Genomic DNA, 1,574 nt, shown 5'->3' on the forward strand with positions numbered 1-1,574 from the left:
CCACCAGGTCGGGCGCGGCGTCGGTCAGCACGTGCCGCAGCAGCGCGTCGGGCGCGCTCGGCTCCAGCGGCACGAACGCGGCGCCCGCCTTCAGCACCGCCAGCATCGCGACGTACACCTCGGTGCCCCGGCCCAGCGCGACCGCGGCCCGGCCGCCCGGGGCCAGCCCGCTCCGAGCCAGGTGGGCGGCCAGCCGTTCGGCCCGCGCGTCCAGCTCCCCGTACGTCAGCTCGGCGTCGCCGCAGCGCACCGCCACCGCCTCCGGCGCCCGGCGCGCCTGGTGCTCGACCAGCCCGTGCAGCGTGCCGGCCGCCCGGTCGGTGTCCGTGGTCATCGAGTCGTCCGTGGTCATCGAGTCTTTCCTTCCTCCCCCAGGGAAAAGCACAATCCTCCTCCCAACTCCCCTTGCGCAAGAGGGTTCTGGGGCGTCCACGGCTTGGACGGCCGGGGTCCGGTCCGGCCGACGGTTGTACGGTGCACACGGACGATCGGCGCCGGCCCGTCCGGTGCGGCGCCCCGCCCGTACCCTGCCCGGTGTAGTGATCGGAGACCGCCCCCATGAGCACGTCCGACCCGTCCTTCGACGGCCCGCTGCTGCGCACCCACGACGTGGACGTCGTGCGCGACGGCCGCCACCTGCTGCGCGGGATCACCCTGGAGATCCAGCCCGGCGAGCACTGGGCGCTGCTCGGCCCCAACGGCGCGGGCAAGTCCACCCTGCTCGCCCTGCTCGGCGCGGTCTCCCACCCCACCCGGGGCACGGTGGACGTGCTCGGCCGCCGGCTCGGCCGGGTGGACGTCCGCGAACTGCGCGCCCACCTCGGGCACGTCAACCCGCGCCACCCGCTGCGCTCGCCGCTGACCGTGCGCGAGGTGGTGCTCACCGGGCACACCAACACCATCGAGCCGGAGTGGCACCGCAAGCCCGCCCCCGAGGCGCTGCAGCGGGTCGAGCAGCTGATCGAGACGCTCGGCATGACCGCGATGGCCGAGGCCCCGTGGACCACCCTCTCCCAGGGCGAGCGCGGCCGCGCCCTGATCGCCCGCGCGCTGATGCCCAGTCCCCGGCTGCTGCTGCTCGACGAACCCGCCACCGGGCTGGACCTGACCGCCCGCGAACTGCTGCTGGACAGCCTGGACCTGCTGCGCCACCAGCACCCCGAGCTGGCCAGCGTGCTGGTCACCCACCACCTGGAGGAGCTGCCGGAGAGCACCACCCACGCCCTGCTGCTGCGCGCCGGGGAGTGCGTGGCGGCCGGGCCGGTGGACGAGGTGATGACCACCGGGCTGATCAGCGAGACCTTCGGCCACCCGATCCGGATCTCCCGTCACGAGGGCCGTTGGACGGCCCGCGCCGCCGCCCGCCGCACCCCGGGCAGGTAGCGGTTCGAGCGGCGTTCGAGGGGGGCGGGTATCGACGGTAAAGACTTCTTACGTAAGGTATGCCTTAGCTAAAAAAGAGGCGCCGGCCAGGCCGGTGCTTTACCCGGCCTTGGCACCCCCATGCCCTTTTCCGTTGGAGCCCCCATGCCCGCCCGCCGTCGTTCCACCGCAGCCGCGCTGCTCACCCTCGC

At 74.0% G+C, this 1,574-nt stretch carries 2 protein-coding genes; one reads left to right on the forward strand and one right to left on the reverse strand.

Annotated features, from left to right (window positions below):
* A partial coding sequence (locus ACFQ87_RS46265) for an AMP-binding protein (protein ID WP_380617053.1) occupies window positions 1-352 on the reverse strand: 352 nt, incomplete at its 3' end.
* A 206-nt stretch (window positions 353-558) separates the two neighbouring features.
* On the opposite strand from ACFQ87_RS46265, the gene ACFQ87_RS46270 reads away from it, so the two are divergent.
* Window positions 559-1,383, forward strand: coding sequence for an ABC transporter ATP-binding protein (locus tag ACFQ87_RS46270; RefSeq protein WP_380617054.1), 825 nt, complete (start codon window positions 559-561; stop codon window positions 1,381-1,383).
* Window positions 1,384-1,574: the final 191 nt, after the last annotated feature.

Source organism: Kitasatospora sp. NPDC056531, assembly GCF_042794375.1.
Classification (GTDB): Bacteria; Actinomycetota; Actinomycetes; order Streptomycetales; family Streptomycetaceae; genus Kitasatospora.